Source organism: Peristeroidobacter agariperforans (genome assembly GCF_004138335.1).
Taxonomy (GTDB): Bacteria; Pseudomonadota; Gammaproteobacteria; order Steroidobacterales; family Steroidobacteraceae; genus Steroidobacter; species Steroidobacter agariperforans.
In genome coordinates, this window is sequence record NZ_RYFW01000003.1 from 196,197 (window position 1) to 222,149 (window position 25,953).

At 62.4% G+C, this 25,953-nt stretch carries 22 protein-coding genes; 13 read left to right on the forward strand and 9 right to left on the reverse strand.

Annotated features, from left to right (window positions below; genetic code table 11):
- Positions 1-5 precede the first annotated feature (5 nt).
- Both EK373_RS23045 and EK373_RS23050 read right to left on the reverse strand, forming a co-directional pair.
- Positions 6-4,568: a serine/threonine-protein kinase gene (locus tag EK373_RS23045; RefSeq protein ID WP_129646353.1), complete on the reverse strand. Its 4,563-nt coding sequence runs from the start codon at positions 4,566-4,568 to the stop codon at positions 6-8.
- Positions 4,565-5,065, reverse strand: a complete 501-nt coding sequence (locus tag EK373_RS23050; protein ID WP_129646355.1) for an ECF-type sigma factor — start codon at positions 5,063-5,065, stop codon at positions 4,565-4,567. The genes EK373_RS23045 and EK373_RS23050 overlap by 4 nt, the downstream gene beginning before the upstream one ends.
- A 207-nt stretch (positions 5,066-5,272) precedes the next feature.
- Between EK373_RS23050 and EK373_RS23055 the strand changes: the two genes are divergently transcribed.
- Complete coding sequence (locus EK373_RS23055) at positions 5,273-6,625, forward strand: vanadium-dependent haloperoxidase (protein ID WP_129646357.1); 1,353 nt, start codon at positions 5,273-5,275, stop codon at positions 6,623-6,625.
- Positions 6,626-6,757: 132 nt separating this feature from the next.
- Here the strand turns inward: EK373_RS23055 and EK373_RS23060 are convergent, their stop codons facing one another.
- Both EK373_RS23060 and EK373_RS23065 read right to left on the reverse strand, forming a co-directional pair.
- Positions 6,758-7,444 carry an HAD hydrolase-like protein gene (locus EK373_RS23060; protein ID WP_129646359.1) on the reverse strand — a complete coding sequence of 229 codons (687 nt, stop codon included), beginning with the start codon at positions 7,442-7,444 and terminating at the stop codon, positions 6,758-6,760.
- Between the two features lie 60 nt (positions 7,445-7,504).
- Complete coding sequence (locus EK373_RS23065; protein ID WP_129646361.1) at positions 7,505-8,302, reverse strand: sterol desaturase family protein; 798 nt, start codon at positions 8,300-8,302, stop codon at positions 7,505-7,507.
- 86 nt (positions 8,303-8,388) lie between these two features.
- Here EK373_RS23065 and EK373_RS23070 point away from each other — a divergent pair, with 86 nt between their 5' ends.
- From EK373_RS23070 to soxA, 11 genes are all read left to right on the forward strand, one after another.
- The gene (locus tag EK373_RS23070; protein WP_198683572.1) at positions 8,389-10,302 is read left to right on the forward strand and encodes a winged helix-turn-helix domain-containing protein; all 1,914 of its coding nucleotides are present in this window, start codon (positions 8,389-8,391) and stop codon (positions 10,300-10,302) included.
- A 12-nt stretch (positions 10,303-10,314) separates the two neighbouring features.
- A complete protein-coding gene (locus EK373_RS23075) occupies positions 10,315-12,177 on the forward strand; it encodes a TonB-dependent receptor plug domain-containing protein (RefSeq protein ID WP_129646363.1) in 1,863 nt (620 codons plus the stop codon).
- Positions 12,178-12,295: 118 nt separating this feature from the next.
- The gene (locus EK373_RS23080) at positions 12,296-13,429 is read left to right on the forward strand and encodes a DUF1624 domain-containing protein (protein WP_129646365.1); all 1,134 of its coding nucleotides are present in this window, start codon (positions 12,296-12,298) and stop codon (positions 13,427-13,429) included.
- 168 nt (positions 13,430-13,597) lie between these two features.
- Entirely contained in the window at positions 13,598-14,068 is a 471-nt protein-coding gene (locus tag EK373_RS23085) for a (2Fe-2S)-binding protein (protein WP_129646367.1), read from the forward strand.
- Between the two features lie 10 nt (positions 14,069-14,078).
- Positions 14,079-16,244: a xanthine dehydrogenase family protein molybdopterin-binding subunit gene (locus EK373_RS23090; RefSeq protein WP_129646369.1), complete on the forward strand. Its 2,166-nt coding sequence runs from the start codon at positions 14,079-14,081 to the stop codon at positions 16,242-16,244.
- Positions 16,241-16,534, forward strand: a complete 294-nt coding sequence (locus EK373_RS23095; RefSeq protein WP_129646371.1) for a c-type cytochrome — start codon at positions 16,241-16,243, stop codon at positions 16,532-16,534. Before EK373_RS23090 ends, EK373_RS23095 begins: the two co-directional genes overlap by 4 nt.
- The gene (locus EK373_RS23100) at positions 16,512-17,801 is read left to right on the forward strand and encodes an FCSD flavin-binding domain-containing protein (RefSeq protein ID WP_129646373.1); all 1,290 of its coding nucleotides are present in this window, start codon (positions 16,512-16,514) and stop codon (positions 17,799-17,801) included. Before EK373_RS23095 ends, EK373_RS23100 begins: the two co-directional genes overlap by 23 nt.
- A 7-nt stretch (positions 17,802-17,808) precedes the next feature.
- A complete protein-coding gene (gene soxX, locus EK373_RS23105) occupies positions 17,809-18,264 on the forward strand; it encodes a sulfur oxidation c-type cytochrome SoxX (protein ID WP_129646375.1) in 456 nt (151 codons plus the stop codon).
- On the forward strand, positions 18,261-18,650 hold the full coding sequence (locus EK373_RS23110; RefSeq protein WP_129646377.1) for a SoxY-related AACIE arm protein: 390 nt from the start codon (positions 18,261-18,263) through the stop codon (positions 18,648-18,650). The genes soxX and EK373_RS23110 overlap by 4 nt, the downstream gene beginning before the upstream one ends.
- Complete coding sequence (soxZ, locus tag EK373_RS23115) at positions 18,647-18,967, forward strand: thiosulfate oxidation carrier complex protein SoxZ (protein ID WP_129646379.1); 321 nt, start codon at positions 18,647-18,649, stop codon at positions 18,965-18,967. The genes EK373_RS23110 and soxZ overlap by 4 nt, the downstream gene beginning before the upstream one ends.
- Positions 18,967-19,737, forward strand: a complete 771-nt coding sequence (soxA, locus tag EK373_RS23120) for a sulfur oxidation c-type cytochrome SoxA (protein ID WP_129646381.1) — start codon at positions 18,967-18,969, stop codon at positions 19,735-19,737. The genes soxZ and soxA overlap by 1 nt, the downstream gene beginning before the upstream one ends.
- Before the next feature lie 115 nt (positions 19,738-19,852).
- Here the strand turns inward: soxA and EK373_RS23125 are convergent, their stop codons facing one another.
- The 4 genes from EK373_RS23125 to EK373_RS23140 all read right to left on the reverse strand — a co-directional run bounded on the left by EK373_RS23125 (position 19,853) and on the right by EK373_RS23140 (position 23,160).
- The gene (locus EK373_RS23125; RefSeq protein WP_198683574.1) at positions 19,853-20,932 is read right to left on the reverse strand and encodes a class I SAM-dependent methyltransferase; all 1,080 of its coding nucleotides are present in this window, start codon (positions 20,930-20,932) and stop codon (positions 19,853-19,855) included.
- 78 nt (positions 20,933-21,010) lie between these two features.
- Positions 21,011-22,231, reverse strand: a complete 1,221-nt coding sequence (locus tag EK373_RS23130) for an RNA polymerase sigma factor (RefSeq protein ID WP_129646385.1) — start codon at positions 22,229-22,231, stop codon at positions 21,011-21,013.
- Positions 22,231-22,581, reverse strand: coding sequence for a YciI family protein (locus EK373_RS23135; RefSeq protein ID WP_129646387.1), 351 nt, complete (start codon positions 22,579-22,581; stop codon positions 22,231-22,233). The genes EK373_RS23130 and EK373_RS23135 overlap by 1 nt, the downstream gene beginning before the upstream one ends.
- A gap of 105 nt (positions 22,582-22,686) precedes the next feature.
- Positions 22,687-23,160 (reverse strand): MarR family winged helix-turn-helix transcriptional regulator, encoded by a 474-nt coding sequence (locus tag EK373_RS23140; protein WP_129646389.1) that lies wholly within the window; start codon positions 23,158-23,160, stop codon positions 22,687-22,689.
- Positions 23,161-23,206: 46 nt separating this feature from the next.
- Here EK373_RS23140 and EK373_RS23145 point away from each other — a divergent pair, with 46 nt between their 5' ends.
- Complete coding sequence (locus EK373_RS23145; protein ID WP_198683575.1) at positions 23,207-24,703, forward strand: FAD-dependent oxidoreductase; 1,497 nt, start codon at positions 23,207-23,209, stop codon at positions 24,701-24,703.
- On the opposite strand, the gene EK373_RS23150 is transcribed toward EK373_RS23145, so the two are convergent.
- Positions 24,639-25,706: a GGDEF domain-containing protein gene (locus EK373_RS23150; protein ID WP_157994503.1), complete on the reverse strand. Its 1,068-nt coding sequence runs from the start codon at positions 25,704-25,706 to the stop codon at positions 24,639-24,641. The genes EK373_RS23145 and EK373_RS23150 overlap by 65 nt on opposite strands.
- Positions 25,707-25,953: the final 247 nt, after the last annotated feature.

Consider the following 25,953-nt stretch of genomic DNA (forward strand, 5'->3'; position numbering starts at 1 on the left):
GTCTGTTACTCCGGTTCGGTAACGAGCTGGGCCAGGCGTTGTGTCAACTGAGCTTCACCGGTGACATCGTTGAGCGCACGTCGCAGCGCGAGCGATTGCTCGTAACAGGCGCGTGCAAGGTCTGGGCGCTGACGCATCCGGTGAATGTCGCCGAGCGCCGTCAAGGCGTGACTTTCGAGCAAATGTTGATTGGTTGCGCGATTCAGCTCGACGCTTTCCTCGAGCGCAGTGCGAGCTTCCTCATGGCGATTCAGGCGACCGAGTGTGAGCCCCAAGCTGTTGAGCATCAGGCCCTCATGGACGCGATCGGACAACACGCGGGTGAGGCGTAGCGCGAGCTCGTAGTGACGCAGCGCTCGCGCGTACTCAGAACGTTCCCAATGCATGATGCCGAGAATATTCCTTAAGGCCAGTTCGCGGCGCTGAGCGCCTAGTGTGACGGTGAGTGCCAGTGCCGCCTCGGCCGCCCCGATGGCGCGCTCGGTGCTGCCACCCGAGGATCGAACTGCGCGTGCGATGCCCTCGAGCGCCTGCAGTTCGCCTTCGACATCGCCCAGCTTGATACAAAGCTCTCGCATGCTCTGCCAGGCGTGCGAAGCGGACGTCACGTCCCCGCAACGCCCGGCGATCGTCGCTATCCGACTCCACATCTCCGCCTCGCCAGCGCGATCTTCGAGCTGCGCGAACAACGATGCTGCCTCCTTCAGCCGGGGCAATGCTTCCTGATCTCGGCCGAGACCTTCCAGCACTTCGCCGAATGCACGCAGCGATTGCACGAGGCCGTCTGCATAACGCGCGCGCCGACTGAGCTCGATCGATTCCTGGTAGGTTTGCAATGAACGCTCGATCTGCCCTTGTTGCAAATAGAGGTGGGCGATGGCCATGAGGTGGAACGATCGCTGGATCGGCAACAAGTGGAGCCGAGTCAGCTCGTTCGCCCGTTGCAACACTTCCAGCGCCCGCTGCGGATCGCCCGCGTCACGGTAGATGTTCGCGAGATTCTGCAGGCTGTAGCTCAGGCTGGCGGGCGCCTGGGCCAGCGCGGGAATGGCCAGCGCCTCTTCGACCTTTTCGATGGCCCGCCGATGCTCGCCCATGCCTTTGAGAATGGTGCTGAGATTGGCCAGATCGCCGGCGACGGCGAGCTCATCGCAACGCTCGCGGTCGATCTCGAGCGCGCGCTCCGTCATGGTCAATGCTTCTTCATGGCGCCCCTCGTGCCAACGTAACAACCCCAGACTTCGCAGGGCCTGTCGTTCGAGAGCGCTGTTGCCGTGTTCCCGACTGACACGCAGCGCGGTGCCCAGTGCGCGATCCGCGGCATCGAAACGCCTGAGCAACGTCAATAGATCGCCTTGTCGTTGATAGGCTTGCGCAAGGCGCGACGAGGTGCCTCGGGGCGCGAGCAGCGCGATCAACTCATCGACGATCTGCTGTTGGCGCCCACGCTTGCCAAGCGTCTCGCACAGGCGCTCCTGTTGAAGCAGGACATCGGCGATACGATCGGCGCGCTGCTCGTCGTCGGGCAGTCGATCAATATACGAACGGACTCGGTCGAGCATGGCGAGGGCGTCGGCGAACTGGCTCAGCGCGCGAGCGCGCTCCGCTGCGCGGCCGCCATGATCGATCGCTGACTGCCAGCTTTCGGCCAGCGCGAAATGATGCGCAAGCAACTCGGCGTGTTCATCGACCTGCCGCGGCGTCAGTCGCTCCAGGGCGGCGCCGACGATCTTGTGCCACGAGCGCTGTTGGTGGCTCAGCAGACTCTCGTAAGTCACCTCATGGGTCAGCACGTGGTTGAATCGGTAGACCACGTCCGGAACGAGGCAGCTTTGTTGAACGAGCCCCGCGCGGGTGAGGCGATCGAGCGCTTGCGCTACATCGTGCTTGCTTCCCAAAACATCCGCGAGCAACGCGTGCGCGAATTCGCGACCTATCACAGATGCGATTCGCAGCACTTCCAGTGCATCCTTGTCGAGCGCATCGAGGCGCGTGCGGATGACAGCCTGCACGGTCTCCGGCAACTGCAGTGACGCGACGCCGCCGGCGACGACGCTTTCGCCGCCCTCCGTCGCCAACGCTCCCGTTTCTGTGAGTGCATGGCAGATCTCTTCGAGAAAGAAGGGATTGCCGGCCGTGCGCTCGAAGAGGCGCTGGGCGAGCTCGGCGGAGATGCGTTCAACGCGCAGCACGTCGCGGACGATGTCGGTCGATGCATTGAAATCGAGAGCGGCGAGGTGGATCTGCGTGGCCCGGGATGCCCATTCGATCTGTTCCACGCCTGCAGGTCTGCTGGTGACGAGCACGAACAGAGAGTGGTTCGGGGCGATCTCGATCAGCCGATGAAGCGCGGCGCGCGAGCCCTCGTCACTCCAGTGGCAGTCCTCCAACCAAAGCACTGTCGCAGCGCTACTCGCGACTCGCGTCAGCAAAGCGGCCAGAGCTTCCGGCACAGCTTGCTGTAAATGCTCGCCCCGCAGATCGCGAGGCAGAGGGAATTCGTCACTCGCCATCGAGAGCAAGTGCAAGTACAGCGGCACGAATTGCACCAGCGTCGCATCGATCGAGCAAATGCGCTCGACGACTGTGCTGATGTCAGAGTGGTCTTCGCGCAGTGGGCCGAGCTGCAGCGCCTGGCGGAGCACGTCGATGAATGGTTGGTAGGGCGCGGTGCCTCCATAGGAGTGACAACGAGCGCCAAGCTCGCGGACCTCTGCTCCGATGATTCGCGAACGCAATTCGTGGAGCAGCCTGCTCTTGCCGACACCTGCTTCGCCGAGGATGAGAGCGATCTGCCCGTGCCCATTGCGAGCGCGGGCAAATCGCTCGATAAGTGTGCCCAGCTCCGTCTGCCGACCGGTGTATGCGGTCAATCCCCGGTGCACGGCGGCGTCGATGCGCGCTCGCAGGCCCGACTCACCCAGGACGCGATGAGGTATCACCTGGCCTTCGTCAGCCAGCAATGTGACAGGCTCCTGTGGCTCGGTATGGAGGAAGGGAGTGATCAGGCGCTGACATTCCGGCGTGACCAGGATGGTGTCGCGAGCAGCCAGGATCGCGAGCCGGTAAGCTGACTGCACGACCGCGCCACTTACGGCGTATCGGCGCGGCCCACTGTTCATTCGCTGCGAGACGATCAATCCGGAACGCACGCCGGTGCGTAATCGAACGTGGGCGCCGCGCTGGCCGAGCAGTTGAGTGGCCAGTTCGGTTACGCGCCGGTGCAGTTCCATCGCGGCACGTACCGCTCGCAGCTCATCATCTTCATGACCGGCGGGAACGCCGAAGAGAGCGACGATCTCCTCGTCGAAGGCGTGATTGACGAGCCCGCCGTGTTGCCGAACTACATCGACTGCGCTGTTGCGGATTCTGGTCATCAGCGCTTCGATTTCTTCGGTCGCGTGCTGTTCGATCAGGGTCGCGTAGTCCGAGAGAATCGATACCATGACCGCGGCGTGGCGGCGCTCGCTTGCAGCAGCTGTTACAGGCGGTTGATTGCGCTTGAGTGCGGCGCCGGGATATTGCTCACGCTCGATCAGCCCGGTGAGCTCCGCCTCCACATCGGCCATGGACGCATACCGCTGCGATGCTGTCTTGCTGAGCATCTTGCGAACAATGGCATCCAATTCGATGGGGGCGTCTGGCCGGCAAGCCGCCATTGACTCCGCTTCGCGATCCTCGATGGCGGCCCGCAAGGTTCGCGCATCCTCGGCAGCAAAAGGACGCGCGCCCGTGATCATTTCATACATCACGACCCCGAGCGCCCAGACATCCATCCGCGGATCGACACTTTCTCCCCGTGCCTGCTCCGGACTCATGTACGCCAGTGTGCCCATCGCCGTCCCGGTCGTGGCGGTCAGCGACACGTCCTCGATATGGGCAATGCCGAAGTCCAGAATCTTGACGCCGCCGTCATTCAACAGCATGACGTTCGAGGGTTTCACATCCCGGTGCACGATGCCTTGCTCGTGCGCCTTCGCCAGGCCGCTGGCGACCTGCAGGGCGATATGCGTCAGCTCCGCGGCGGGGAGGGGACCGCGCGAGAGGCGCGACTGCAATGTTTCGCCTTCGTACAGCGGCATTGAAATATACATCTGGCCGTCCGGGGCTTCGCCGATCTCGTGGACGGTGCAGATATTCGGATGATCGAGTGCGGCGGCCGCGCGCGCTTCGAGCAGGAAACGATTCTTTGCGCTCTCGTGGCTGACCAGGTGCGGCGGCAGAAATTTCAGGGCGACCATTCGACCCAGGCGCTCGTCGCGGGCTTTGTAGACCCAGCCCATCGCACCCGCTCCGAGTGGCGCCAGCACGACGTACTGTGCCACTCGACGATCGGTCCATTCCACCGCGTCGATGCGCGAGCGCCATCGAGCCGGAGCCTCGAGCTTGGTCGCCAAGGTATCGACGAGCCCGCTACGCTCGTGACCCTCGATGAGCTGTTCGACCTCGCGGCGCAAGGCAGTGTCATCGCCGCACTCTCGTGCTAGCAGAGTCGGGCGATTCGATGCCGCGCACTCGATTGCCGCGCCGAATATTTCCTCGATGCGACGCCAGCGCTCGTCGCTCACGTGCCCAGCTCCTTATTCAGCCAGGCGCGCGCCAGTGTCCAATCGCGTTTCACCGTGGCCGGAGAGATCTCGAGCGCTTCGGCGGTTTCATCGACACTCATGCCGCCGTAGAAACGACATTCGACGATGCGTGCGTGGCGTTCATTTATCGCTGCGAGCCGCTGCAATGCTTCGTCGAGAAGAACGAACTCCTCGGCGTGTTCCTGCACGACCGCCAGCGCGTCGTCATCGATCGATTGCAGCGGCTTGCCACCACCGCGCTTTTGAGTTTTGCGCGCGACTGCATAGTCGATGAGTACCCGACGCATCGCTTGTGAGGCCAACGCAAGAAAGTGCGCACGGCTCTGCCATTGAATGCGATTGAGTCTGGAAAGCTCGAACCACGCTTCGTGTACCAGAGCTGTCGTGCACAACGTATGTCCAAAACGCTCGCCACGAAGCTGGCGCTCCGCGATCCGGCGCAGTTCGGCGTACACCAGCGTGAACAAGTCTTCCATGGTTCGCCCGTTTCTAATCGTCGTCGGATGGGCTGATCGCCGTAGATCTTAGCGCCGCGGCCGCTCGCGGCTCAACGTCCCTTTGTCCCTGAGATTGGATGAGCTGATTTCACTTCGGTTGCGGCTTTAGTCAGGCAAAGAGGTCAGCTCCGGGGAGGGTGGCGGGCCCTTGGACATCCATCCGATCCATCAACCGAGGAAAGAACGATGAAAGCCAAGATGTTTGTAACGCCGTTGCTGGCGGCCGCGGCCCTGTGTACCAGCTTGACGGCGCTCGCGGGCGGAGTCGCCGATTCACCGGCCGGCAATCCTGTTACACGGTGGAATGCCGTCGCGATTCAAGTGTTGCCGGTGGATCCCGGGCTGGTCATGGATTCCCGCGCCTTCGCGATCGTGCACGCGGCAATTCACGATGCCGTAAACGGCGTCGAGCGTCGGTATCAGCCGTACACGATCGAGTTGTCGTACCCAAGTGCATCCGTCGATGCGGCCATCGCCACGGCTGCGCGTGACACGCTGGTTGCCCTGTCACCGAGCCAAAGCACCACCGTCGAAATTGCATATGCCGCGACGTTGCTCGGCATTCCGGATGGCGCGGCCAAGCAAGCGGGTATCGAACTGGGGCATCGCAGCGCTGAAGCCAATCTCGCCAGACGCGTCGGCGATGGCGCCGATACTGCGGGCGGTCCGCCGTATGTGCCAAACGGTGAGCCCGGCGACTATGACTTCACATCGCCGTTCGATAAACCGCCGTTCGGACCGGTGGCGCTCTTTCCCGGGTGGGGGAACGTCACTCCCTTCGGTGTGGAAGCATTGGACCATCGCTTGCCAGGGCCGCTGGCGCTGACCAGCCGCGATTACGCGCGCGATTTCAAACTTCTGAAGTCGATCGGGCGTAACGACAGCTCGGTGCGAACCGCGCAGCAGACGGACCTCGCCATGTTCTGGTTCGAGTTCTCGCCCATGGGTTGGAATCGCATCGCGAACACCCTCCTGCGCCAGGAACGGACTGACGTGTGGCGTTCCGCTCGCATCATGGCGCTGGTGAACTTCGCGCTCGCCGATGGCTACATCACGGGCTTCGCAGAAAAATATCGTCATCGCTTCTGGCGCCCGACTACCGCGATTCGCGCAGCCGATCGTGACGGCAATCCGGCCACGGACGCGGATAAGAACTGGACGCCGTTGCAAGCCCCGGCGTTCTTCACTCCGCCGGTGCCGGATTATCCCTCGACGCACACAGTGCTGGGGGCTGCCGCGGCTGAAGTGCTCATTCAAAACTTTGGCGATCGTATGCGCTTCGATGTGGTGAGCACGACGCTGCCGGGAGCGGCCCGCACGTTCCAGAGCTTGAGCGACGCGGCGCATGAAAATGGAATGTCACGAGTGTATGGCGGCATTCACTTCCTGCACGCCGTGAAAGAGGGCTGTCGGCAAGGAAAGAGCGTCGGGCGCGTCGTCAGCCAGCTGTTGGCGCCGGCGCGGGACGGCAAAGCGGCTCAAAACAACGGGGCAGGACCGGTGAAGAGCAAGCTCTGCGTGCACGGACTGACTCCTTGAGCTGCGTCGCCGGCCCGCTGATGTAGCGGGCCGGCTCTTTCATCCCCAGAAAAAATCAACGCGAGCTTCTCATGAGAATGGCGGGCCATGCCACGCTCATCAACGTTTGCGAGTTCCGTCGCCGGGTCGAAATCACTCGTGCTTGCTATTTTTGTACGACGACTCGGAACACGCGCTCGGCGCTGAATCACGGCCCTTTGCAATGCGCTGCAGTTCGGATACGCAGCCGAACGTCATCGCCGGTGAGTGTTGATCGAGCATTGCCGCTGTCGCGTATCCCCAGCGCACGGCGCCGAATGCGATGCCGGCTGCCCGCGCTGCTTGGGCATCGGTCGCCTGGTCGCCGACGTAGATGGCATGTTGTCGCGCGATGTTGCAAGTCTTCAACACGCGCTCCAGCCGCCGGCGTTTGCCGAAGATGGACGCCCCCGACTCGATGTGACGGACCCGTTGGAGCGCCTCATTCCCAACGACGCGTCTGACGTTCTCGAGTGAATTCGAAGTGACGATGGCGAGTTCTATACCGCTCACGGACAAGGCATGCAGCGCCTCCGCAATCCCCTCGAACAAGCGAATGCCGTCGGCGTGACGCGCCATCATTGCCATGAAGTCTCTGGCGATGATGGGCAATTTCCACATCGGGATGCCGTGGCGACGCATTAGCTCACGCGGCTCCTGGCCGCGATAGTCATCGATCCGTGCCGAGTCCATTTCGGCAAAGCCATGGCGGCGGGCGAGCGTGTTGTGAGACGCGAGGAAGAATTCGAATGAGTCGGCCAGCGTCCCGTCGAAATCGAAGATGGCAAGCTTGTACGTCATGGCACCGGTGGCTGTCCCTGCACTGGCAGGTCCGTCTTGGGCCGCACCTTACCACGGCGGTCACGATCGCGAGCTCGCCCTGGAAATCTCGAGTTTCATCGCCGGGTCGAAGTCGCTGCCGGCGATATCCTTGAACACGAGCATCTGCGGCAGCTTCGAGGAAGCGCCGTCGTAGAAGCCGGCCTCGCTGACGAACTCCTTGGGATTGCGGAAGGTGCCGAACAGGATGTCCCACAGCGGCAGGTCGGAATAGTTGTACTGGTGAATGCCGCGAGCGTGATGGACGCTGTGGCTCTCGGGCCGCTGCACGATATAGCCCAGCCATTGCGGCGTGCGGACGTTGATGTGCTGCACGACCGCCAGGAACATCGTGGCATACAGGAAGTACGTGACGGCCTGCGCGCCGAGCCCGACGAGGGTCAGGCTGAGACTGCTGAGCAACGTGAAGCCGACGATATCCAGCGGGCTGAAGTAGAACGCACCAAAACTGTCCAGACGCTCGGCGCTGTGGTGCATCTGATGAAACGAGCGCCAGATCCAGTGCACCCGGTGCATGGTCCGGTGCCAGACGTAGACCAGCAACTCATAAGCGAGCACCCCGATGCCGGCCCCGACGAAGGGATTCAGCGTTTGCAGGTCGAAGAGTTGAAAGCGCGCCAGCGTCTCGCCCCAGAGCAGGGGCAGGTAGGACGACACATAGAAATAGAAGATGAACACCGCCAGGGCTCGGGTTCTCCATAGCCTGACCGGGGGCAGGGCGCGGGCGGGGAACAGCGCTTCCAGCAGTATCAAAGCTCCGTACAATCCGAGCACGGTCAGCGAGACAGGATCCAACAGGATTTGCAGCGGCGTAGGCATGGGGATTCTCCCGAGGGCGAGCGAGGTTCGATCGGGGGCCACATTGGCTGCGAGGGCGGCGGCGCTGCTTGGTGTTCGGATAATTTTTGGGTAATGATTCGATAACCTTTCCCCAGGGGCGCCCGCTGAAATACCAGATTGCCGAATACACCGTCGATACCACCCGCTACCGGATCAGCAACGGCGACGCCGTCATCCCGGCGGAGCCGAAGGTCTTCGATCTGCTGGTGTATCTGATCCGGCATCGCGATCGGGTGCTGTCCCGGGAGGAGCTGTTTCGGGAAGTCTGGGACGGGCGCGAGGTTTCCGATGCGACGCTGAGCAATCACGTCAAGAGCGCCCGCAAGATCCTCGGCGACAGCGGCGAGCTGCAGCAGACGATCCTCACGGTCCGCGGGCGCGGCTATCAGTTCATCGCCCCAGTCACGGTAATTCCAGAAGGTGTAGCTGCACCGGTTGAAGCCCCCGCAGCCGATCGGGCGGCCGAGCCGGCTGTGCCGGCCTGGCGCGTGCCATTGGCGATCGCAGGGGTGGTGCTGGTGGCGGCACTGCTCGGTTGGTTTGCGTTTGCATCACGGCAGGCGCAACCGACGCCCGAAGCGCCTTACCTCGTCGTCGTGCCCTTCGATGTTTCCGGCGATGCGCCCGATGCCTGGCGACCTTTCGCAGATCAGGTCACTCGGGAGGTGATTCGTAACCTGCGGAAGATCTCTGGCCTGAGAGTGGTGCCGACGCCTTCCGCGTTCACCTTCAGGGACAACAAGGCGCGGGATCACATCCGACGCCAGTTGCCCGACGTGCAGTACGTGCTCGATGGCGTTGTCAGCATTGCTTCGGGCAACGAGCTGCGCATCACCGTGGAGCTGGAAGACTTGAGCAAGGGGCTGGTCGTCTGGGACAAGGATTACGAAGGTCGCACCGACGACACGAATCTGTTCGCGATGCAGTCCGCCATTGCCGGCGCGGTATCCGAGTCATTGAAGGTGGCGATCCTCGCGGACGAGCAACGCGCGCTGGACGAGTTTCCCACCGGCAATTTGAAGGCGTACGAGGCGTATGTGGCGGGGCGCGGTCAGCTGGATCTGCTCAGTCACGAATCCCTGCCGCGGGCCATCGGGCTGTTCGATCAGGCCATTGCTCTGGATCCGAAATTCTTCGATGCATACATCGCGCGCAGCGATGCCTATCGGCAGTTGTTTGCTTACTTCGAGCCGCCGATCAACATGCTGCAGAAGGTGGTCGATTCGCTCGCCGAAGCGCAGCAGTTGCGGCCCGATTCTGCCGAGGCGTGGTCGTCTCTGGGGCTGACCTACGTGATGGCGTGGCGCTGGAAGGATGCCTGGATCGCCTTGAACAAGGCGAAGCGCCGCGACCCGACGCTGGCGCAGACAGAATTAGGGTTCGCGCTGTACTACTCGGGTCTGGGCGAGGCGCAGAAGGTCAAGCTCGCGCTCGCGGATGCCGATCGCCTCGATCCGCTCAACACCGAGATGGCCGATTGGGGCAACTGGGCGCTGTTCATGGTGGGCGAAAGCCAGGCAGCGCGGGACTGGGCCGATAAGAAGATGCAGCAGCACCCGGATATCGGGCCGGTGTTTTCAGGCGCTGGAGTGGGCGCCTACATCGCCGGTGACTATGAAAGATCGGTGCAGCTCGCGGCAAGAGGCGCTGAACTGGACGGATCGCCGGTCGCATTGATCATGCTGGCGCAGGCTTATGGCTATGCGGGGCAGAAGGAAAAGGTGCTGCCGCTGCTCGAGAGGGCCGCGAGTGCGGGCACGTATGTTTGCCCGTATGAGTCGGCCGCCGCCTATCTCAGCCTGGGCGAGCAGGAGCACGCCATGACGCTGCTCGATGACGCCGTTGCCAAACGCTCGAACTGTCTCATCTTTCTGCGCAACGATCCCCGCTTGGCGCCCATCCGCCAGCATGCGCACTATCAAGTGTTGCTGAACCGCGTCGGTCTGGATGATGTCGCGGTCGCTTCGTATAAGAGATAATCAGCCGTTCAAATGAATATTGCTCTATTTATCGTGGCGGCAGCCGCAGCTGCTCCGCAGTCCGAGGTCACTGTCATTGGATCTCGCGTTCCCGCGCTCGAGCAGGACCTCTCGGCGAGTGTGACAGTCCTGCGCCGTGAAGACTTCGACGTCGAAAAGCCATTGAGCCTTGCCGATGTATTGCGGCGGGTTGCGGGTTTGCACGTCGATACAGTCGGTGGCCGTGGCGGCACGGGCTCCATCTATTTACGCGGCGCCGATCCCAATTACACCCTGGTGCTGCTGAACGGCGTACGGGTCAACGATCCGACGAATTCACGCGGCGGATCGTTCGACTTCTCTGCGTTGGACATCACGGATGTGGAGCGCATCGAGATTGCGCGCGGCCCCTATTCTGCGATCTATGGCGGTGACGCATTGGCAGGGGTGATCAACATCATCACGCGTTCCGAGTCCAAGACTTCGAAAGTAGACATCGGCGCAGCCGCCGGCGCTTACGATATCAGCCAGGTCTCGCTGCACGCGACTTTGCCGACGGAGTATGCACGCTGGCATCTCGGCCTCGGTGAGGTTGACGAAGGAGAGCGCGTGCGAGGAAACAAATTCCAGGTGCAGCGGGTCTCTGGTGGAGTTGACGCGTCGCTGGGCGAAGCGACCGATCTCACGGTGTCGGGACGTTACTCGGAAGCCGCCCGGCACGGATTTCCAGATGACAGCGGCGGGTTCAAGTACGCGACACTGCGCGATGTGGAGTCGCGCGATTCGCGGGAAGCCCTGCTTGGCGCTGGTTTCACCCATCGATTGGACGGCGGCGCTCTATCGCTCACTCTTGGGTATTTCGAAAGAGATGAAAGCATCGACTCGCCGGGTGTGGCGCCCGGCTTGCGCGACCCATTCGGCGTGCCGCCGAGTGTGGTCGATACCAATTTCACGCGCTACTCGGCAACGCTTTCGGCCACTCAGTCGCTATCGAGTGCGTTGTCCGTGGCGTATGGCATCGACTGGCAACGCGAAGAAGGTGCGAGCGAAGGACAACTCGATGTGGGTGGCTTCTTCGCGCCCACCTCGTTCGAGCTGACCCGTTCCTCGTGGGCTCCGTTCGCCGAAGTCCGTGTGGAGTCCGGGATCGGCTTGTCTGCACAAGCGGGCGCTCGCGTGGACATGCCGGATGGGGAAAGCTCGGTCACCAGTCCGCGTATGCGCGTTGCTTACGCCATGCCTCAAAGCCTCACGATCGCAGCGAGTTGGGGCAAGGCGTTCAAACTGCCGAGCTTGTATGCTCTTGGCCATCCGCTGGTCGGCAATCCACGCCTGTCGCCCGAACGCAGCCGCTCGTATGAGATCGAGCTGTCGCAGGAATTGTGGTCGGGTGTAGCCCGCTGGAGCGCGACGTGGTTCGACAGCGAGTTTCGCAACGCCATCGACTTCGATTCCGGCCCACCTCCACAGCTCGTCAATCGCAACCGAGTCCGTTCGCGAGGCGTCGAGCTTGCGGGTCGGGTCAGAGCGGGTGCGCGATGGTCATTCGACGCGAGTGTGACTCACGCTCGCAGCCGCGTCACCGCCACAGACAGCGAGCTGCGCAATCGACCGGAATGGAGCGCAGCAGCTGCCGTGCACTGGAATCCGGTCGACGTGCTCACTCTGTCGGCAGTCGCGACGCATGTCGGGTCGTCCTTTGATTCGTCCATCGCGACAGGAGACGTCCGCTTGCGCGGCTACAACCGCGTCGATGTAGATGCAGCGTGGAAGTTCTCGCCGCGCTTCGAGATGTACGTTTCCATCGATAATCTGACGGACGAACAATACGAACAGTTCGTCGGTTTCGAGGAGCGCGGCATCGTGCCGATGGCGGGCGTGCGAGTGAGCATGTAGCTCGAATACTTCGCCGGTTCGTTCACGAGCACCGACTTTAGGCAGCCTATCCTTTTTGATCGTATCGGATCGCACTAAAGTAAGTTGCGTCCGCATCAGGTCACGCTAGGGTGAGCGCATGACATCCCTGACCCGAGCTCTTGGCAACAGTGCTGTCGAGCCAATCGATGATGCGTTGCCCACGGCGACAGTACGGCAATCGTATGTCGACGCATTTCGTGGCCTGCTCATCGCTCACATGGCCCTCGATCATGCCTCACTCATGTTCAATGCAGGGCGGGGCGGCGAAGAGTTGGCGTCAGCGGCGCCGGCCGTTGGGGACTTCTTTCAGTTCATCACGCGCTTCACCGGCGTGCCCGTCGCTCCGGGGTTCTTTTTCATGGCGGGGTTCATGGTCGCCCTCACCAGCCACGCGCGGCAGGGGCGTGGGGTCAGTCACGCTGACGTGACGCGTCGGTTGATCATTCGCGGTCTGGTGCTCATCGCGGTAGACGCAATCATCATGGGATTGCCACGCGCGCTCATGGGCTTTTATTCCTTCGTGGTGCTGAGCTGTATCGGAGCAAGCATCATCCTGCTCGCGCTCATCCGTGACCTGCCGGGCAAAGTGCTCGTGCCTGCGGCGCTGGCTGTGCTCCTGCTGCATCCGTTGCTCGACGTGTCCTCTCTGCCCATCGCTGCGCAAGCCATTCTCTACGAGCCGGTACGCACCGGCGCATTCCGTTCCCTCTATCCGATCGTTCCGTGGGCCGCGATCGTCGTACTGGGATATGCGATCGGACGCGACTCCATCACGCGGCCTCGCGTGTCCCGTTTCTGGTCGATGCTCGCGCTGGCTAGCCTGGGTCTGTTCCTGGCCGTGCGTCTGGTGGGCGGCTACGGCAATGCCTACGAGTTCACCAGCGTGTTGAGTCTGGATTTCTGGTTGTTTGCGAAGTATCCACCTGACCTCGCGTTCCTGAGCTGGTCGCTCGCGTGCGTGTTCGCGTCGCTCGTCGTGCTGAAGATTGCAGCTCGCGATGGCGTGCCGCGCTGGATGCAGCCCCTGATCGTGTTCGGGCGCGTGCCTTTCTTTTTCTATGTCGTGCACTTTTACGTGCTGGGCATCGCCGCGGCGGTGCTTCATGCGCGTTATGGGCTGCCAGCAACGTACCTCATCTGGCTGCTGCTGCTGATCGCGATGATCTGGCCGTGCAATTGGTACTACCGCCAGAAGCGCGAACGGCCGCACTCCTGGCTGACCTACATATAAGAGAGCGGCGCCGCTCGAGGCTTGCCCAAAACTCTCACTCGCTTGTCGCATCCTCCGGGATCTGCGCAGTCATTGCGTGTTGTTACGGCGCGGTTTTCCTTCGGGCGCGGTCGGCTTATATTCCGGCATCCGCTCAGCGGCCCCAGCACGACTGCCAGGAGAGTTCATATGGCCAGGTTGACCATCAACGGAACCGTTCGCGACATCGATGTAGACCCGAATACACCGTTGCTGTGGGTGCTGCGGGAGCAGGCGGGCCTGACGGGCTCGAAGTACGGCTGCGGCGTGGCCCAATGCGGCGCCTGTACCGTACACATCGACGGCAATCCGGTGCGCTCATGTGTCCTTCCTGTCAGCGCGCTGTCAGCTGAGCAACAGATTACGACCATCGAAGGGCTGTCCAAGGACGGTTCGCATCCGCTGCAACGGGCCTGGCTGAAGCTCGACGTGCCCCAGTGCGGTTATTGCCAGTCAGGCATGATCATGGCGGCCGCCGGGTTGCTGAAGAAGAACCCCAAGCCGAGCGATGCCGACATCGACGCCGAGATCACCAACATTTGCCGGTGCGGAACCTACAACCGCGTGCGCGAAGCCATCAAGCTCGCCGCGTCGGGTCTGCCGGCCAAGCAGAGCACGTGAGGGAAACACCATGAGCATGGCAACGCAGGTTTCTCGCCGTAGTTTTCTGATCGGGTCCGCCTCCGCCATCGGCGGTTTGTCGCTGGGCTTTCACGTGCCGTTCGCCGAAGCGGCGGCCGCCAAGAATGCGGCCGAAGTCAATGCATGGGTCGTCATCCAGCCCGACGACCAGGTCATCATCCGCATCGCCCGTTCCGAGATGGGCCAGGGCACGCTCACGGGTCTGGCGCAGCTGGTCGCCGAGGAGCTCGAATGCGATTGGGCCAAGGTGACCACGGAATATCCGACACCGGGCCAAAATCTTGCGCGCGATCGGGTGTGGGGAAATTTTTCCACCGGCGGCAGCCGAGGCATTCGCGAGTCGCACGAGTACGTGCGCAAGGGTGGCGCCACGGCACGCGAGATGTTGATCACCGCTGCGGCTAACGAGTGGAAGGTCCCGCCAAGCGAATGCGTTGCCGCTAACAGCGTCATCACGCATCAACCGAGCGGTCGCAAGGTCAGTTTCGGCAAAGTCGCGACGGCCGCTGCCAAAGTCACGCCGCCCAAAGAGGTGACGCTGAAGGATCCGAAGAATTGGAAGATCGCGGGCAAGCCGCTCGCGCGTCTGGACACGGCGGACAAGCTCACCGGCAAACAGATCTATGGTACCGATCTGAAGCTGCCGGGCATGTTGAACGCGACGGTGCGTGCGTGCCCTTACTTCGGCGGCAAGGTGAAGAGCTTCGACGCGTCGTCTGTCAGCAAAATGCCGGGCGTGCGCAAGGTGATGCAGATCGACGATACGACGCTCGCCGTGGTCGCCGACACCTGGTGGCAAGCAAAGACCGCGATGGATGCGCTGACCATTGTGTGGGATGAAGGTCCCAACACAGCCGTATCGAGCGAGTCCATCGCGGAAATGCTCAAAGGCGGCCTCGATGCAAAAGACGCCTTCGTGCAAACCACCGTGGGCGATGCGCCGGGCGCGCTGACCGGAGCGAAGAAGACGATCTCGGCCGTCTACGCTTATCCCTATCAGAACCACGCCACGATGGAGCCGATGAACGCCACCGCGCGCTATACGCCCCAGAAATGCGAAGTGTGGGTGCCGACGCAAAACGGCGAGGCGAGCCTGGCTGCAGCGGCGGAGGCTGCGGGCTTGCCGGTGCAACAGTGCGAAGTTTACAAACTGCATCTGGGTGGCGGCTTCGGCCGGCGCGGCAACTTCCAGGACTACGTGCGCCAGTCGGTGCTGATCGCCAAGCAGATGCCGGGCACACCGATCAAGATGATCTGGACGCGCGAAGAGGACATGCTGCACGGGGCTTATCACCCGACCACACAGTGCAAGCTCACGGCTGCGTTGGATGACGACGGCAATGTGACGGCCATGCACATGCGCATTTCCGGCCAGTCGATTCTGGCGGCGGTGCGCCCCGAAGGCATGCAGGGCGGTAAAGATCCGGCCGTGTTTCAGGGCTTGAACCTGACGGGCGATGAAGGACACATCGGCTACACCATTCCGAATCTGCTGATCGATCACGCCATGCGCAACCCGCCGGTGCCGCCCGGTTTCTGGCGCGGCGTGAATCTGAACCAGAACGCGTTCTACCTGGAATCTTTCATCGAAGAGCTCGCGCACGCCGCCGGCGTCGATCCGCTCGCGTTTCGTCGCAAGCTGCTCAAGAACCATCCGAAACATCTCGCGGCGCTGGAAGCTGCGGCGAAAGGCATTGGTTGGGACACGCCGGCGCCCAAGGGCGTGGGACGTGGACTGGCTCAGATCATGGGCTTCGGCAGCTATGTAGCCGCGGCCGCGGAGGTGTCTGTCACCGACGGTCAGATGAAGATTCATCGCATCGTTGCGGCGACCGACGCCGGCCACGTGGTCAATCCGGCGCAGGTGGAGCGCCAGGTCGAAGGTTCCTTCGTCTATGGACTCTCGGCTGCGCTGTTCGGTGAGTGCACGATGCAGGGCGGTCGCATGGTGGAGGACAATTTCCACACGTATCAGGTGATGCGCATGGCCGAGATGCCGAAGGTGGACACTCACATCGTGCCCTCGGGCGGATTCTGGGGCGGCGTCGGCGAACCGACGATTGCAGTCGCAGCGCCAGCAGTCATGAATGCATTGTTCGCGGCCACGGGCAAGCGCATTCGGACCTTGCCGCTGAAGAAACAAAGCCTGGCATGAGTCGCCTGCTGTACACGCTCGTCGCGACGACACTGGTCGTCGCGCCGGGTTTGACATGGGCAGCATCGCCGCCGGGCGCTGCGTCGTGCCTCGGATGTCACACCGTCGCGGCCGAAGGCGGCCCGGTGCCGGCGCTCGGCAGCTTTACGGCGGAGCAGATGGTCACGGCGATGCAGGCGTTTCGTTCGGGTTCGCGCCCAGCCACTGTGATGAATCGCATCGCCAAGGGTTTTTCGGATGAAGAGATCAAAGCCATTGCCGACTGGTATGCGCGCTCGAAATCAAAGTAGTCGGCGCGCTGTTCTCGGCGGCATGGCCGCCGGGGGTGTGCTTGCTGCCTTCGGAATTCCTGCGGCTCGGGCGGCGACGAAAGCAGCGCCGCGGGTCGTGGTCATCGGCGGTGGATTCGGTGGGGCAAGTTGCGCTCGCTTGATCAAGGGCGAAGATCGAGACATCACGGTCACGCTCGTCGAAGCAAACTCGACCTACATCGCCTGTCCCTTCAGCAACGCGGTGATCGCCGGGCTGCGGCCACTGGAGCAGCAGAAGTTTGGTTATGACCGTGTGCGCGCCGCGGGCATCGAGGTGATTCATCGCAAGGTGACCGCGGTCGATACCAAGCAGCGCACCGTGCGCCTGGATGATGGCAAGCAGCTTGCTTACGATCGCCTGGTCGTGGCCCCGGGCGTGGAGCTGCGATTCGATGCAATTCCTGGTTACAACGAAGCTGCAGCGGAAGTCCTGCCGCACGCATGGAAGGCGGGCGAGCAGACCTTGTTGTTACGTCGTCAACTAGAAGCCATGAAAGATGGCGGCGTGGTCGTGATGTCCGCGCCTGCGAATCCGTTCCGCTGTCCGCCCGGGCCGTACGAGCGTGCCAGCCTCATTGCTCATTATCTCAAGACTCACAAGCCGCGTTCCAAGCTGATCCTGCTCGATGCCAAGGACGCTTTCTCCAAGCAGAAGCTGTTCGAGGCGGCGTGGCGGGAGCTTTATCCTGGAATGATCGAGTGGGTATCGTTGTCCTCCGGCGGCAATGTCACTCGCATCGAGACTGACACGCGCACGTTCGTTACGGAGTTCGGCAGTCATGTTGCCGACGTGGGCAATGTCATACCTCCGCAGCGTGCTGCAGCGGTCGCGGCGCTCGCGGGTGTTGCCGATCAGACGGGCTGGTGTCCGGTCGATCCAGTGTCGTTCGAATCGACGCTGCAGCCGGGCGTTCATGTGATCGGCGATGCCATCATCGCGGGCGGCATGCCCAAGTCAGCGTTCTCCGCCAATTCGCAGGCGCGCGTTTGTGCCACCGCCGTGGTCGATTTGCTGCGCGAGCGGAAGCCGGCATCGCCCAAGCTCATCAATACCTGTTACAGCCTGGTCGCGCCGGACTATGGAATCTCGGTCGCCGGGGTCTACCAGCCTGCCAATGGTTTGCTCACCGATGTGCCGGGCGCGGGCGGCGTCAGTGCGCTCGACGCACCCAAGTCGATGCGGGCACAGGAAGCGACCTACGCAGAGGCATGGTTCAAGACCATCACTCACGGCGTCTTCGGATGAAAGCTGGATGAAGTGGCTAGTGTGGGCACTGTTCGCATCGGCGTCAGTGGCGTCGGCCACTCCGCCAGTGCAGAGCGTGAGTCCCTATGCCGTGGTCGGCGATGCCATCGAGAAGTCGCTCACAGGGCAGGCAGGCGACCCGAGCCGAGGCGCCGAGTTGATTCAGCAGCGGCACAAGAGCCTGTGTGTGTTGTGCCATTCCGGCCCGTTTCCCGACCCACATCTGCAAGGGACGCTTGCGCCGGACCTGACCGGCATCGGCGAGCGACTGTCCGCGGGGCAGCTGCGATTGCGCATCGTCGATATGAAGCGCTTGAAGCCCGACAGCATCATGCCGACCTACTACGGCATCGTCACGAACGGCAAGGACACGCGCATCGCCGAGGGTTGGCGCGACAAGCCTGTCCTCACGGCCGAGGAGATTGAGGATTTGGTGGCGTATCTGCGGACCTTGCGGCCATGAAGATTTCCCGGCCCTCCCTTGAAGAAGCGATCGACTCGTTCACGGGTGGCGCCAGCGTGCGCGAAGGTCGCGTCAAGTTCGAGATCTCGCCGTTGGTGGAGAATGGCAACGCGGTGCCGGTGAGTGTCGAAGTCGAGAGCCCGATGACCGCTGCCGATCACGTGAAGCGCATCGCGCTGTTCAACGAGAGGAACCCGCAGGCCGACGTGGTTGTGTTTCACCTTGGTCCACGCAGCGGTCGGGCCCGGGTGTCGACTCGCATTCGCCTGGCGGCTTCGCAGACCGTGGTCGCACTGGCCGAGACCAGCGACGGGGCTTTCTGGTCTGCTCGAGCCAAAGTGATCGTGACGCTCGCGGCCTGCATCGAGGACATCTCCCAGCAATGACACGCGCGCTCGTCAACGTGCCGAAGACTGCCAAACGCGGCGAGATCATCGAGATCCGCGCGATGATTCAACACGTCATGGAAACCGGATATCGAGAGGGGCCGAACGGCGTCACGCTGCCACGTAACATCATCAAACGATTCGTTTGCAAATACGGTGCGCAAGAAATCTTCTCCGCCGAGTTGTTCCCTGCGATCGCTGCCAATCCCTACATGGCCTTCAGCACGGTTGCGACCGAGACCGGCACGCTCACGTTCGAGTGGACCGATGACAAGGGCGAGACGCAGAGCGCTTCCGCCGAGATCACGGTGACGTGATGATTCGGCTCGTACTGTTGAGCCTGCTTGCTTGCGCGTCGATCGGCGTCGCGGCGGAGATCCCGCCGCAGGACCGGCGTTCCGGGTTCGAATTCATGTCGCCGCAGACGCAGGCGATGCAGTCGGAGGAGACCAGCAATCCCGGCATGCTGTGGGTCGCCGACGGCGAGCGCCTGTTTGGCGAGCCGCAGGGTTCTGCCGACAAATCATGTGCAAGCTGTCATGCCGAAGCGCCGAAGAGCATGCGCGGGGTTGCGGCTCGATATCCCACGTTCGACGAGGAGACCAAGCGTCCGATCGATCTGATGGGTCGCATCAATCAATGCCGCGTGAAGCGTCAAGGTGCAGCGTCGCTCGCCTATCAAAGCGATGAACTGCTGGCACTCGCGGCCTACGTTGCCTACCAGTCCCATGGCATGCCGATCGCGCCACCTGCGGATTCTCGACTGCAGCCGTTTCGCGAGAACGGTCGAGCCTGGTACGAGCAGCGCTTGGGTCAACTGCAACTCTCGTGCGCTGCCTGTCACGACGATCGCTGGGGCGCGCGCCTCGGCGGCAGCGTCATTCCTCAAGGCCATCCGACCGGCTATCCGCTGTATCGACTGGAATGGCAGAACATGGGCTCTCTGCAACGACGCTTGCGCGGCTGCCTGGTCGGCGTGCGCGCCCAGCCCTTCGACTTCGGTGCGCCCGAGTACGTGGACATCGAATTGTTTCTAATGGAGCGAGCCAAGGGGTTGAAGATGGAAACCCCGGCGGTGCGGCCGTAGGCGCCGGCGATCCGGCTGCGCCGATCCTATGCGCGTGGATGGACGGCAGCGCTCGGCGCTACGCTACGCCGGAGACGAACCGACCCGCCGAACAACACACTGGGATTCCGGGTGGTCAGAGCGTTGCCGTAAGCCGGCACACGTACATCGTGTGGCTGGCCGAGAAGCGCTCCAGCTCGCGCTCGATCTGGAACCCGGCACGTTGCACGCAGGCACGCATGTCCTCTGAGCGATACATTTTGCTGTTGCCGTTCGCGAGGCAGGCGAAATAGAGCGAAGTCATCGTGAGCACGTAGCGAGCGGCGGCGTGCTCCTGATTGTCCCAGTAGGTTTCGACGATATAGAGGCGCCCCTGCGGAGCCAGGGCGCGCCGCGCGCGCTCGAGGATCGATACGATCTCGGTCTCGCCGAAACAATCCAGGAACTGGCTCATCCAGATCGCGTCTTGATTCGCGGGGAACTCGAGCGATGGATCGAGGAAGTCGATGGGGTGATAGCTTGCCCGTGCGCCCTGACCTTGCGCTGAAATCGCTTGCCGGGCCAGCTCGAGCTGGCCCGGATGATCGAGCAGGGTGACATGGACTTGCGGATCGTGCGCGAGGCACGCGAGCGCGAACTTTCCGGTGTTGGCGCCGACATCGAGCAGCCGCCGAGGCTGATGGGCAAACACCAGTGGCAGCGCGCTCGGAAACATATGATCCGAGTAATAGTGGTCGAATGCGAGCCAGCTTTGCTGAACCTGCGGCGGCAGTTGCGTGAGACCTTCGTAGATGGTCTTCCATGGTCCCAGTTCGCTCAGTCCCGCCGGTGTGCCGGTCGTGATGGTCTCGCGCAGGTGCGCCATCCCGCGATAGCAGACATCGGCGGCGAAATCCATGTTGATGCGAGTCATCTTGTCGCGCAGGACCAGATGCCCGAGCTGGCGCAGATAGTAGCGATCGCCCTCGAGTGCGATGAGATCGCACACGACGCCGGCCTCGAGCAGCACCTTCACGCCGTAGAGCGGCACGCGCGCGAGCTGCGCGATGCGTTCGGCCGTCAGCCCCTCTGACCTGGATTCTGCCAGCACGGCCAGAATGCCCAGATCCCTCAATGCGAGCGCGGCGTGAAATGACAGTGGCGCGAAGGCAAGCTTCTGAGCGTCGATGATGGATTCGTAAAGCGGCTTGTCGTCGCGACCCGGTCGTCCCGTCACTTGATCACCCCAGCTACAGACCAACGGCCTGCGATTATCCAGCATTGCCCGTGCTTGGGCACCTGTCTTGGGGTGGACCTATCGAAGTGCCGCGAGCCGGCGTCTTAGAAACTCGCGTTCCGCACTGTTCTCGCAGCGATCGATGGCATGCGTGTACGACACTGCCGCCTCGTCTTTGCGGCCGAGGCGTCGAAGAAGATCCGCGCGGATCGCGTGCAACAGGTAGAACCTGTGGAGGTTGTCGGCGAGGGTATCTACCAGTCGCAGCGCTGTCTGCGGTCCATCGACTTCCGCCACCGCGACAGCCCGGTTCAGGGCCACGACCGGAGTCGGCTGGATCGCCAGCAGTTGATCGTAGAGTCGAACGATCTGAGACCAGTCTGTTTCGGCGGTGCTCGCGGCAATCGAGTGTGCCGCGTTGATCGCCGCCTGTATCTGGTAGGGACCGGGCCGGTTGTGCCGCAAGCAGCGCTGGACGAGCTTCAGTCCTTCGGCAGTCAATGCGGGATCCCATTGACTGCGATCCTGATCCCGCAGTAACACCATCTGGCCGTCGCTGCTCACGCGGGCTGCGCGGCGAGCATCCGTCAACAGCATCAGCGCAAGCAGTCCTTGAACTTCTGCCTCATCGGGCAGCTCGCTCAACAGTACCCGGGTGAGTCGTATGGCTTCGGTGCACAGCTCGGCACGCGTGAGCTCAGTGCCGGAGGTCGCGGCGTAGCCTTCATTGAAGATGAGGTAGAGCACGGCGAGCACCGCGACCAGGCGGGCAGGGAGTTCGCTCGCTTCAGGTATTCGATACGGAATTCCCGCGTCGCGAATCTTGCCCTTCGCTCGCACCAGGCGCTGTGCCAGCGTGACTTCGGGAATGAGGAACGCCCTGGCGATTTCGGCGGTGGTCAAACCGCCAAGCAGCCGCAGTGTGAGCGCCACCTGTGCGCTCGTCGCGAGCGCCGGGTGGCAACAAGTGAAGATCAGCCGCAAGCGGTCGTCGTGCACGGTTTCGTCCTCGTCGAGCGACTCGTTCGTTTGCAGCAGCACCGCTTGCTCGTATCGATCGCGTCGCGAACTATCCTTGCGCAGCCGGTCGATGGCGCGGTTGCGTGCGGTGGTGATGATCCATCCGACCGGGCTGGGAGGCGGCCCATCCTTGGGCCAGCGTTCGATCGCGGTGGTGAATGCGTCCTGCACGGCCTCTTCGGCAGTATCAATGTCGCCGAAAGAGCGCGTCAGCACCGCCACCGCACGCCCGTACTCCGCGCGAAAGATGTTGGCAATGTCTGCGTGCGAAAGCGACATCAGCTGCCGTTGTGCTGAAACGGCCTCACTTCGATGGGCAAGGTGATCGCGCGCGCCAGTTTGCGGCCCCACTCGAGGGCTGCGTCGAGATCGGGCGCTTGAATGATGTCGAAGCCGCCGAGATGCTCCTTGCCCTCGATGTACGGCCCGTCCGTGGTCAGCATTTTGCCGTCCTTGAACGTCAGCACCGTCGCGGTCGACGCCGGGTAGAGGCCGCCGCCGAACACGAGTGCGCCGGCGGCCTTCATTTCGCGGATCACCTCGTTGACCTCGCGCATGATGGGTTCGAGAAACTCGGGCGGAGGCGGCGGGCCATCGGGCTGATAGATGCTCAATAAGTAGTGCTTCACTGTCCTGGTCCTCTGCGGTGAGCAGGCGATCCGATATCGCCTGGTCAGCCTATACGAACGACACTGGTCCGAATCGACACCCGTCCCGGGCACCGGGGGAAAATTTTAGCTCTTCAACGCATCCGCAAGCTTGCGCATGAGCCGCATCAGCGCTTCTACGTCCTGCGGCTCCCATGAGTCGAAGATCGCGCGGGCAAAACGCTCGCGAGCAGAGTCGATGCGGTTCGTCATTGTCTTGCCCTGGGGCGTGATCGCGACTTTGCGCACGCGGCGATCTACGGTGTTTTCCTCACGCCTGACCAGCCCCAGCGCTTCGAGCTTCGAGACCTGCCGACTCACCGTGGTGTAGTCGCGTCCGCTCCGATCGGCGAGCTCGACCAGGCCGATGGGCCCGATTCTTTCGACGCTCACCAGCAGCGGAAACAACACGCCCTCGAGCGATATGCCGGCTGCCCGCACCATGTATTCATCCCGTTGCGGCCGGTTGAGCTCGCCCAGGATCTCAATGAGCGATCGATGTAAGTCCTTGAGCTGCTGAGATGAAATATGTGCAGCTTGCACTCGTTTCGCGGGCGGCATAGGGTTCCTCCAGATATGTGCACATTACACATATGGAGCAGGCATCATGCAAGACGACTCGACGGATGTGTTGATCTGTGGCGCAGGCGCGGCTGGCCTCGCGCTTGCAATCGATCTCGCGCGGCGCGGCGTGCGCTTTCGATTGATAGAAAAAATGCCGGAGCCGTTTCACGGCTCGCGCGGCAAGGGCATTCAGCCGCGCACGCAGGAGATTTTCGAGGATCTGGGCATACTCGATCGCATCGTCGCGCTGGGAGGCGTGTATCCGCCGCAGCGGGAATATCGCATCGACGGCAGCTACGTTGACTCGAATGTAGTGGCGCCGCGCGAGCCTACGCCGGAGGAGCCTTATCACATCCCGCTCATGATCCCGCAGTTCCTGACCGAACGGGTGATGCGCGAGCGCCTGGCCGAGTTTGGGCACGCGGTGGAGTTCGGGTGCGAGTTGGTGGGATTCGAGCAGGACGATACCGGTGTGTCGGCGAGACTTCGCTGTGAGCAGGGTGAGGAGCACCTCAGAGTGCGTTATCTCATCGGCGCCGATGGCGGGCGTAGTTTCGTGCGGAACGCGCTCGATATCGGATTTCCCGGGAAGACGCTCGGCATCCGCGCGTTGGTTGCGGATGTGGCGCTCTCAGGGCTCGATCGAAACGCGTGGCATCGCTTCAACTCCGATTCGATGGAGACGCAGATTGCGCTGTGTCCATTGGCGGGCACGGATCTATTTCAGATCCAGGCGCCCATCCCGCTCGCAGGCGAGCCGGACCTGTCGGCGAGCGGATTGAATGTCGTAGTTGCCGAGCGCACCGGCCGAAAGGATATCCACATCGAATCGGTGTCGTGGGCTTCGGCGTACTCCATGAATGCGAGGCTCGCGGATCGATATCGGGTGGGGCGCGTGCTTCTGGTCGGCGATGCGGCACACATTCATCCGCCGACGGGCGGCCAGGGCCTCAACACCAGCGTCCAGGATTCCTATAACCTGGGCTGGAAGCTGGCTGCGGTCACCGAGGGCCGTTCGGATGCGCTGCTCGATACATATGAAGAGGAGCGGCGGCCGATTGCCGCAAGCGTGTTGGGGCTTTCAACGCAATTGCTCGACGCGGCCAAGCGCGGCGATATCCGTCGCGGCCGCGAAGTCCATCAGCTGGATATCGGGTATCAGAAGTCTTCACTCGCGATGGAAACACCGCCGCGAGCTCGGGGCTTGCGTGCTGGTGCTCGAGCTCCCGATGCGGTGTTGCGCGGAGCAGCCGGGCAGCCGAAACGTTTGTTCGAATTGCTGGCCGGACCGCACTGGACGCTGGTGGGCTTCGAAGTCGATCGAAATTGCGTGCCGCCCCGAGCGGGATTGCGGATTCACACGGTCGGCAGTGGCGGCGATCTCGCCGACGACAGCGGTCATTTCCAAAATGCGTATGCCGCGTCACCCGGCGATTGGGTGCTCGTCCGGCCCGATGGCTATATCGGTGCGCTCGTCACGTCTCAAGAGATTTCTGCGCTGGAGAACTACTGGCGCCCATCGCCGGATCGTACAGCGTGACGCGGTTGCGGCCAGCGTGCTTGCCGGCGTACATGGCCTTGTCTGCGCGATCGAGCAAGGTTTCCAGCGAATCGGTCGCGGTGCTGGCGGCGACGCCGATCGAAATGGTCACGCGATCGACGGATTGATCCGTGCCGTTGCGGCGTATCGAGCGAGATGCCGTCGCGGCGCAGATCCGCTTCGCCAGCACCGTCGCACCTTCGAGCGTCGTGTCCGGTAGGAAGATTGCAAACTCTTCGCCGCCGATTCGCGCTGCGATGTCGCGTCCTTTGATGCTGTCGCAGATCAGCTGCGCGACTGAGCGGATCACTTTGTCGCCGAGCAGGTGACCGTAAGTGTCGTTCAGCACTTTGAAGTGATCGATGTCGGCGAGCAGCATCACGCCGCCTTGCAGCGAGCCGGCATCTTCGGCGAAGGACTCCGCGCGCTGCTCCAGTCCGCGTCGATTGAGCATGCCCGTCAGCGGATCGAGTTTGGCCTGGTGTTCGGCCTGCTTCAGCTGTTCGGTCAGCTGGCGGGCCTCCTGGGTCGAGCGCTCGAGCTGTTCGGAGAGTTCGTGCGTCACGACGCGCATCCGCTCGGTATCGGTGATGAGCTCGGCGACGATGTTGGTGATCAGGTCGATTGCCAGCGGCTGGGTCAACTGGCTCTTGTGAATCTGCAGCGTCTGGTTGAATTGCGTCGCCTCGATGCCGGCGCTGGAAGCGGCCGTGGCCGTATCCGACAACAAGTTCTGCAAACGCTGGTGCATGCGCTCGAGCACCTCGGCATCGCGGGCAATGACGAAGTTCGCGTGCAGCCGCCAGACATCGTCGTCGCTCAGCGACTCCTTCCTGGCCAGGCGCTGTTCGAGCTCGTTGCTCAATCTCGGATTGATGCCCGATACGTGCTCATACCAGATGGTATAGGTCTGAGGGTGGTAGGCGGCGCGATGTTGAGCCATCAATGGCAGCGTCAGGCGCAGGATTTCCGCGCTCCTTTCCTTCGTTTCTGTATATCGCATGGTGCTGCTGACGCCGGTCGACCGGACTTGTCTTTGGTTGTTGGCCGCGACCCCCTGCAGGCCAGGCGCACCGCGCTTCAGACGCGATCGCCGAGAGCGAGTCTGAAGACATAACGTTCCATTGACAAGGCAAATCGGTAAATGCGCGATAGATCGGCGACGATGTGTAAGATGTTTCGACGGGGGGCGGTGTTGTAACTTATAAATGTTGCGGAACCTTGCGAAACATTGCACAGGGCAGGGCGCG